The organism is Treponema sp. UBA7567, assembly GCF_002476655.1.
Lineage (GTDB): Bacteria > Spirochaetota > Spirochaetia > Treponematales > Treponemataceae > Treponema_D.
Genome location: NZ_DLLH01000060.1, coordinates 292 through 8,989 on the forward strand (window position 1 = coordinate 292; position 8,698 = coordinate 8,989).

At 40.8% G+C, this 8,698-nt stretch carries 7 protein-coding genes; 2 read left to right on the forward strand and 5 right to left on the reverse strand.

Going from position 1 to position 8,698, the window contains the following annotated elements:
• Positions 1 to 81: 81 nt before the first annotated feature.
• From putP to B3Y13_RS07545, 4 genes are all read right to left on the reverse strand, one after another.
• Positions 82 to 1,605, reverse strand: coding sequence for a sodium/proline symporter PutP (putP, locus tag B3Y13_RS07530; RefSeq protein WP_296693694.1), 1,524 nt, complete (start codon positions 1,603 to 1,605; stop codon positions 82 to 84).
• A gap of 486 nt (positions 1,606 to 2,091) precedes the next feature.
• A complete protein-coding gene (gene argA, locus B3Y13_RS07535; RefSeq protein ID WP_296668599.1) occupies positions 2,092 to 3,474 on the reverse strand; it encodes an amino-acid N-acetyltransferase in 1,383 nt (460 codons plus the stop codon).
• A 9-nt stretch (positions 3,475 to 3,483) separates the two neighbouring features.
• Positions 3,484 to 4,164 (reverse strand): epoxyqueuosine reductase QueH, encoded by a 681-nt coding sequence (locus B3Y13_RS07540; protein WP_296693696.1) that lies wholly within the window; start codon positions 4,162 to 4,164, stop codon positions 3,484 to 3,486.
• Between the two features lie 348 nt (positions 4,165 to 4,512).
• Positions 4,513 to 4,824 (reverse strand): YhbY family RNA-binding protein, encoded by a 312-nt coding sequence (locus B3Y13_RS07545; RefSeq protein WP_296016402.1) that lies wholly within the window; start codon positions 4,822 to 4,824, stop codon positions 4,513 to 4,515.
• A 143-nt stretch (positions 4,825 to 4,967) separates the two neighbouring features.
• Here B3Y13_RS07545 and B3Y13_RS07550 point away from each other — a divergent pair, with 143 nt between their 5' ends.
• Positions 4,968 to 5,309, forward strand: coding sequence for a helix-turn-helix domain-containing protein (locus B3Y13_RS07550; RefSeq protein WP_296016400.1), 342 nt, complete (start codon positions 4,968 to 4,970; stop codon positions 5,307 to 5,309).
• A gap of 143 nt (positions 5,310 to 5,452) precedes the next feature.
• Complete coding sequence (gene pheT, locus B3Y13_RS07555; protein ID WP_296693698.1) at positions 5,453 to 7,795, forward strand: phenylalanine--tRNA ligase subunit beta; 2,343 nt, start codon at positions 5,453 to 5,455, stop codon at positions 7,793 to 7,795.
• A gap of 64 nt (positions 7,796 to 7,859) precedes the next feature.
• Here the strand turns inward: pheT and B3Y13_RS07560 are convergent, their stop codons facing one another.
• Positions 7,860 to 8,330 (reverse strand): NUDIX hydrolase, encoded by a 471-nt coding sequence (locus tag B3Y13_RS07560; RefSeq protein ID WP_296668588.1) that lies wholly within the window; start codon positions 8,328 to 8,330, stop codon positions 7,860 to 7,862.
• Positions 8,331 to 8,698 lie beyond the last annotated feature (368 nt).

Below are 8,698 nucleotides of genomic sequence, written 5' to 3' on the forward strand. Positions count from 1 at the left end.
GCGCTCCTAAAAATAAAAAAAAACGATGATTTTGACTGATTTTCAAAACCACCGTTCTTTTAGTTTTAGGCTTTATATTTTTTAGGCTTTTTTGTAAGCGTCAAACTGCTCAAGCACGTTCTTGTCTTTTTTTGTAATCAACGAAACTGCCACGGCAAGAACAAGACAAACTACAAATCCCGGAACTATTTCGTAAAGATTGAAAATTCCGCCAGAAAGCTTGTGCCATATTACTACAACAACGCCGCCGCCGATAAGTCCGGCAATTGCGCCTTTTGCTGTCAATCCGCGCCAGTAAAGCGAAAGAAGAACCAGCGGGCCAAATGTTGCTCCAAATCCGGCCCAGGCATAAGAAACCAGGCCAAAAATCGAAGAATTCGGGTTAAGCGAAAGCAAAAGCGCAATCAGGGCAATTAAGAATACTGTAAAGCGGCTTACGTTCAAAACCTCTTTTTCGCTTGCGTTCTTTTTTATAATTCCCTTANNGGCCGCCAAAAGCTGCGAGTCGGCGGTTGACATTGAAGCCGCCAAAATTGCGCAAAGGAAAATTCCTGCAATAAAAGCCGGATAAATATTCTGCATTGTTACTGAAAAAATCGTTTCTGCGTCGCCAGTCGCTTTTACGCCTTCAACAACTGTTCCTGCGTCAAGGCCGAGGACAATTCCGTGCTTTAACAAGAATGCGGTTCCAACTGTTCCGATTACAAATGTTCCAATATACGAAACGACCATCCAGGAAATGCCGATTCTGCGCGCTTTTTTAATTGATTCCGGAGAGTCAATTCCCATAAATCTTACGATAATATGCGGCATTCCAAGATAGCCGAGCCCCCACGCCAAAGCAGAAACAATATTCATTGCGCTGTAACTTTTGTTTGCGACAAACGCATTCTTGAGAGTCTCGCCAAAATTTCCGGCAACGGCGCGCGCGTCAAAACTCTGGACACTTGCAAGGGCCGCAGAAGGACCGCCCAGCGAAATTACTGCAATTGTTCCCGAAATTACGATTGCAAAGAAAATCAGCGCTCCCTGAATAAAATCCGTCGTACAAACGGCAATGTATCCGCCTGTAATCGTGTAGCACAAAATTACTACTAGACCGATTGCAAGGCCGGCATGATACGGAAGTCCAAAAACCGAATTAAAAAGCTTTGCACAGGCAACAAAACCCGAAGCTGTGTAAATCGTAAAGAAGAACACGATAAGAATCACGGAAATAACCGAAAGAAGGTTGCTCTTGTCGTTCAGGCGGTTTTTAAAAAATTCAGGAATAGTAATCGAGTCGCCGAACGAAACCGAACATTTGCGCAAAGGCTTAGCGACAAAAAGCCAGCTAATGTAAGTTCCAACGCACAAACCAAGGGCAGTCCAAAAAGTTTCTTTTACGCCGCCAAGATAGCAAAGGCCGGGAAGTCCCATCAGAAGCCATGCAGAAGAGTCAGAAGCTTCGGCCGAAAGCGCAGTTACCCAAGGACCAACATTTCGTCCGCCAAGAAAAAAGTCCGAAGAAGTGTTGTTTTTGCTTGTATTGCTCAAGCCAACATAAATCATTGCGCCCAAGTAAAGAACAAAAGCGCTGATTTTTGCTATCAACGTCCAATCCATAAGTTACTCCCATATTGTTTCTATATAACAATACAATTTTACAAAAAATATCGTGTTTATTCAATTAAAACTAAAAACTTATAGCTATAAAATGGAGCACATTTTTCTCTCAAACCGTCCCTGCGCAGTTCCGCCTTTGCTCCATTAAGGGGCTGCCCCAAAAGCATCTGCCATTATCCTGCTTGCCGCCATTATCATACTTGTTGTCATTATCCGGCTTGTTGTCATTATCCGGCTTGACCGGATAATCCCATGTGAGGAGATTCCTGTGTCGTGGCACAGGAATGACAGGGGCAAGTGCGGGAATGACAATCAGCCGCCACACGACAACGACAAACAGACATAGCAAGAAAATGACATTTAGAGTTTTTTGGACACCCCCTTAACGCTGCGCGCTGCTCCGGCACGGGCTAGGTTTTGCGTTCTTAAAAGATTTATTGTTTTTTTTGCATTTTGCGGTCAGTTCAATTTTGTCCGCTTAAAAAACTAAAGAAAAAGCCTAAAAACTTTTGAGCCGCGCTTTTCGTTCCACATTTTCCGGCGTTTTTCTGGAAGAGAGTCAACCGAATCAGGCTTAAACCCCTGGCTTTCAAACCAGTCGGCGGTTTGCGTTGTCAAAATAAAAATGCTTTCAAGATTTATAGTTTTTGCTTTTTCGATAAGATAAGCAATCATTTTTGGCCCGATTCCAATATGCGCAAAAGTTTTATCAACCGCAACGGCCGCAATTTCTGCCTGTGTCCTGTCGTAAATATGCAGGGCAGAGCAGGCGCGGACCGCGCCGTCAATTTCAAAAACAATGTAATCGCTGTAAGACGCTTCGAGCTGCTCTTCTGTGCGCGGAAGCAAAATTCCGTCCAAAACAAAAGGCCTTATTATAGAAAGCACCTGAGAAATATCTTCGCGCCGCATTGCCCGGATTTTTCCATAATCCGACGAATAAACCATCGTTCCGGAACCCAAATTGCTAAAAATTTCGCAAGGCAAAGTTCCGTCAACATTGCCGTTCAAAATATGCGCACGGGCAACGCCTTTTTTACATGCTTCCTTAGAAAGCTTTAAAATCGAAATTATGTTTTTGCGCAGGGCGCTTTCTTTTTCAAAAACACCTTTTTTGCCAGAAGATTTTAATTTTTCTTCATCTTCGTTAACCGAAATAAATTCTTCAGCTTCCTCAATATTCAAAGCCGGCACATGGCCTTCCGGCGAAAGTCCAACTCCCTTTGGAAGATTAAAATTTCTTTCTGTAATTTCGCCGTCCGGCACAAGAAAAAACAGCTTGTCCGCCTTCAAATGAACAGCCAGCTGAGTTGCCAGCTGCATCGAAGAAATATTGTAAGGTTTTCCGTTCAAGCTCCAGCCAATGCACGGAAAAATCGGAATAAAACCGTCTTCCAAAACAGTTTTCAGGCTCAAATCGTCAATTTTGTCAATTTCGCCGGCAGTTCCAAAATCAATTCCGTTTATAACGCCTTTTCCGCGCGCCCGAACCCAGTTTCCGATTACAGCGGTTATGTGCTCTCCTGCAAGGCTTGTCATTACGTTGTTTGCAACTTCAAAAGCGGCGGTTTTTATAAGCTCCATTGCCTGCGGAGAAGTAATCCGGCTTCCGTTGCAGCTCGTCCATTCAATTGAATTTTTCGAAAGAATTTCATCGATTCTTTTATGCGCGCCGGGAACCAAAAGAACTTTCAATCCAGACTGCTTTATAAGCCCAATATCGTGAATATGGCTCGTAAACATTGGCGAATCAATAATTCTGTCGTCAATATAAATCACGACAATCGCGTTGCTAAACCTTCCAATGTATCGGATTACATCGCGAATACTGTCCGCCCTTTCTTGAATCGATTTTTCAGCCTGCGTCATATTTTTTCCTTAACGATTTTTGTTTTCTTCTATTTTATTATTTTGCATAGAAAAAACGCAACCACAATAATCCTGCCGCCAAAGTCCGTATTCGTCCGAAAGCTGCGTGCTCCTTAAAAATCCGCCTTTTTTCTTAAAATCCGAAACCAAAAATCTCGTCTTTGCCAAACCGCCATTTTCCGCCTTTTCCAGCGCAATTCCAATTTCGTTTATCATCTGGCTGTCTTTGTGCGGACTTATGCTCAAAGTTGTCGTAAACCAGTCAAAACCATTCTTGCAGGCAAAATCCCAGGAACGGCTCATTCTCAGCCTGTAGCATCGGCGGCACCGTTCCCCGCGCTCCCTTTCTTTCTGAAGCTCAGCTTCGTTTCTGACATTTGTCGCGGCAAAAAAATCTTCCGGATTATAATCGTCAACAACGAGCTTAACCTTGTTTTTTAAGGCATCAGGAAAAACCTTCAAAAATTTTTTTAATTCTTCAAGCCGCCTAAAATACTCATTTTCCGGGTGAATATTCGGATTATAATAGTAAACAGTTATATCAAAAATTCCAGAAAGATACTCAATTACATAACTGCTGCAAGGTCCGCAGCAAGCATGCAGCAAAAGCGAAGGTTTGGTTCCGTCCTTTTTCTGCGAAAACTGCGAAATAATTTTTTCAAGCTCTTTTTGATAATTTATTTTTTCCATTTTTGGGGATTTTCGGGCGTTATTTTTCTGCCAATTTAAGTCATTTTTTCTGCGTTCTATTTAACCGTCAGACCGGCCGCTCTGGCTTCGCTTGCGCTCATTGCCTCCGGCAACTTCGGCCGCCGCGTCCGCCGCAGCATTGCTTGCGCCGCCTTTTTAAATTAAAAAAGGGCTTAAAGATAAAACTTATCAAAAAGCCCGGATTCAGCGGCAGATTCTAAAAAGAATTATTTTTTCTGGTAAGACTTTACGAATTTTTACTGCAACTAAACTAAAATAAATTTATAACAGAATATTTTAATTTAACAGGCAATATCCTGCGCTTTTTCAAGAAAAACCGACAATTTTTTACGCTTTTAAAAGTCCTTTTGCAAATTTTCTGTCAGCCATTTTTTCGGCTTCTTTGTAAAAAATCGCAACATTTCCAATTATTCGCACAAGAGTCGAATCTGTTTTTTCTTCAATCGTTCTTGCAAGTTCTTTTTTTTCGTCTTTAAACTCGTTAAATTTCACTTTAATAAGTTCGTGAACTTTTATAACTGCCAGAATTTGCTTTATCTGCTCTTCTGTTACTCCGGCGCCGCCAATCAAAACAAAAGGCGTCATTGGCTGAGCTGATTTTTCCAGGAACTTTCTCTGTTTGCTAGTTAATTCAATCATAAAAGAAATAATATCTTTTGTAGAAAAAAATATCAATTAAAGAGATTTTTCACTTAATCAACCGCAACTTATTGGTTATTTTGATACATTTTCAATAATAAGTAAGTCTGTTTTTGTAAGTAATTCAGATATAAATTCTTAAAATGAACAGCGATAAAAGTCTTGGCGAAATAATCGGCGACAACGTCAAAAGAATCAGGCACGAAAAACACATTACACAAGAAAAATTATCCGAAAAAAGCGGTGTTGCTGTTAACACAATCCGCAATATGGAAAAAGGACGCTGGCCGTCCGCACACACTTTAACAGCAGTATCCAGGGCTCTAAATATCGATGCAAAATTTCTTTTGAGCTACGATTCCGACCAAATGTATTTAAAGGAAGAACTTCAGTCAAAATTAAATCAGGCAATTGAATTTATTTTGGACAAGCCGGCTTCAAATCTATATTCGCTAAACCACGTTTCTGACAGAAATAAAAAATAGCCGCTTGCTTTTTTTATTCCTAAAAAAATTGCACAAGTCTCGCGAAGATTTTGCTTTTGTGGACAGCAAAGTTTTAATTCGATATAATTTTTCTATTATTTTAAAGTTTAAAGGCAATTAAACGCGAAAATTAGAGGAAAATCATGCCAAAAATTGAAGTAAACGAAAATCTTTTTTTTAATCTTCTTGGAAAAAAATACGACTTTGACACTTTGGAAAAAAAGCTTACTTTTGCTAAAGCTGAACTCGATGAAAAGCCGGATATGTCTCAGCCGGAAAATGAACGCGTTATTAAAATCGAATTGAACGACACGAACCGTCCTGACCTTTGGTCTACCGGCGGCGTTACCCGTCAGCTCCGTATTCATGAAGGCGCAAAACGCTCAAATTATTCTTCTTTTTTGTCTAAAAAAGGCAGCGTAAAGGATTGCGCAGACCGTGTAATTACGGTTGAGCCGGAAATGAAAAATATCCGTCCGTATATGGTAAGTTTTGTAATTTCTGGAAAACCAATCGACGATCCAATGTTAAAGGATATTATCCAGACTCAGGAAAAGCTCTGCTGGAACTTTGGCCGCAAGCGCCGCTCAATTTCTATGGGCGTTTACAGAATGGCTGATATTAAGTGGCCTTGCCATTACAAGGCTGTTGATCCTGACAAAACTTCTTTTGTTCCTTTGCAGTGCGAGCAGCCTATGACTTGCCGTCAGATTTTGACTGAACATCCAAAGGGCAAAGATTTTGGCTGGATTATAAAAGATTTGCCAAAATTTCCGCTTTTGACAGACGACACTGGCGAAGTTCTTTCGATGGCTCCTGTTATCAATTCCGCAACACTTGGAGCAGTGCAGGTTGGCGACAAAGACCTTATGGTTGAGCTTACTGGCGACAACATGGAAAACCTTATGCTTTCTGCAAATATTGTTGCCTGCGACTTTTTTGATGCAGGTTATGAAATTTTGCCGGTAAAAGTTGTTCATCCATACGAAACTGCGCTCGGAAAAGAGGTTGTTGCTCCGTTCTATTTCCAGCCGTCAACAAAAACAACTCTTGCGGCAATCAATAAAAAACTTGGCTGCGATTTGACAAAAAATGAAGTTTTGGATGCGCTTGCCAGAATGGATAACGATGTTTCTGCCAAAGATTTTGACGCTTCTGAAAAAACTGCAAATTATCTCAAGGCAAATAAAAACGATGTTGAATTTGTTCTCAATCCGCCTCCATACAGAAACGACTTTTTACACGAAGTCGATATAATCGAAGATGTCATGATTGGCGTTGGCCTGGACAATTTTAAGCCTGTTCGTCCAAGCGATTTTACAGTCGGACAGCTTTCTGACGTTACGCTTTTTAGCCGCAAGGCAAAAGAAATTATGGTCGGTCTTGGCTATCAGGAAATGATTTTTAACTATCTGGGTTCAAAACGCGACTATATCGACCGCATGTGCGTAAGCTCAGAAAATGTAATCGAAATTTCAAACCCTATGAGCGAAAACTACCAGTTTGTTCGTCCTTCAATCATTGCCTCTCTGTTGAGGGCAGAAAGTCAGGCTGGACAGGCTGTATTCCCCCACAAAATTTTCGAAATCGGAAAAGTTGCTTTTCTGGATTCAAGCGAAAACACAGGAACAAAAACAATTCAGTCACTTGGATTTATGACAGCCTGCAACAATGCAAACTTTAACAGTCTTGCAAGCGAAGTAAGCGCTCTTCTTTATCTTCTCGACCACAAATATGACGTAAAAGAAGTTGAAGACCCTCGCTTTATTCCTGGAAGACAGGCTGCAATCATGCTCAACGGTAAACAAGTTGGTGTTTTTGGCGAAGTTCATCCGCAGGTTTTGGAAAACTGGGGAATTATTGTTCCTTGTGTTGCCGGCGAAGTTGACATCGAAGCCCTCATGCCAAAAGAAAAACCACATTCAAAACCGGCAGAAAAAGCGAAAACTGAATCAAAGCCAGCTGGAAATGTAAGCCCTGCAGAAACAGACCCGGCAGCTTACTTTAACAGCCACATCGAGCTTTTAGTTGCAAAAATCGAAAAAGTTGAAACAAATCCGCAGGGCGACAAACTGTATGTTGAGACAATGGACGACGGTTCTGGCACACCAAGAATTATTCAGTCTGGATTGCGCCCATATTTGAAGGAAGAAGAGCTCCTCGGAAAACACGTAATTATTGCGGCAAACTTAGCTCCACGCAAAATGAAAGGCATAGAAAGCCGCGGAATGTTGCTTGCCTGCGATTATACAGAAGACGGAAAAGAAAAAGTTGAGCTTTTGACCGCTCCGTGGGCCGCTCCAGGAACTGTAATTTCTTTGGAAGGAAGCGAGCCTTGCGAAAAACCTGCAAAAATCGACATTGACAAGTTCTGCAAAGTAAGTTACAAAATCGAAAATCATAATTTTATGATTGCAGGAAAAAAAGCTCTCGCTGCTGGAAAAGAAATTACAACAGAAAAAGCAGACAACTGTGATGTAAAATAACCAATTCTTTGGTGGTTGCGCTTATCTTAAACAAAAAGACCGGAAAATAACCGGTTTTTTTGTTTTAAATTGCCTTTCCATTTAAAAATTTTTCTACAAGTTTTCCATTTTTGTAAATCAATTTGAGCGAAAAAAACGGCGCATTTGTGTGCAGAAGCCGGAGAAAAATTTTGTCGCCTTCCCAAAGTTCAAGGCTTTCAATTTTTTCAAACGGAACCCATTCCAAACAGCCTTCGCTGCAATCAATGAGTTTGCCTTCGAATTTGTCGGAAGTATAAAGACACATATACTCAGCCTCGTCTTCATCCGAAACAAAAGTGACAATTCCTCGAAAAGCAAATTTTTTGAGCGTAAGTCCGGTTTCTTCCTTAACTTCCCGCAAAAGGCAGTCTTCCGGACTTTCATGATGCTCAAAATGACCACCGACTCCAATCCATTTGTCGTGGTTTATGTCGTTCTGCTTTTTTACGCGGTGCAGCATCAAGTAAGAATTATTTTTTTCGATATAGCAAAGAGTTGTAAGTTGAGATTTCATAAAACTGATTATACCACAAGCAAAAGTTCAAAAAAATATAACTTGCATTTTCTTGAAACTTTTTGACAAATCCTGTAACATTCAATTTTAGTATGGCTAGCCGCAATGTAAAAATGTGTTCAACTCTCATTACTAAAGTTTGCGCTCATATTGTTTTTATCTGTTAATTTGTCAGCCTGTTTCTTTTTGAAACGGGCTTTTTTTTTGAAAAACCGATGCTTCCGGGTTTTAGGGCGGAGCCCTAGGAGAGGGGGTAGTGGAAAAGCCAACAAAGCATAGCGGCTTGGCTTTGGAGCGAGGGGGAGACTTTCCCCTCCTAAAAATAAAATTGGTTTTTATAAATTTTAGGAGTATATATGAAAAGAGAC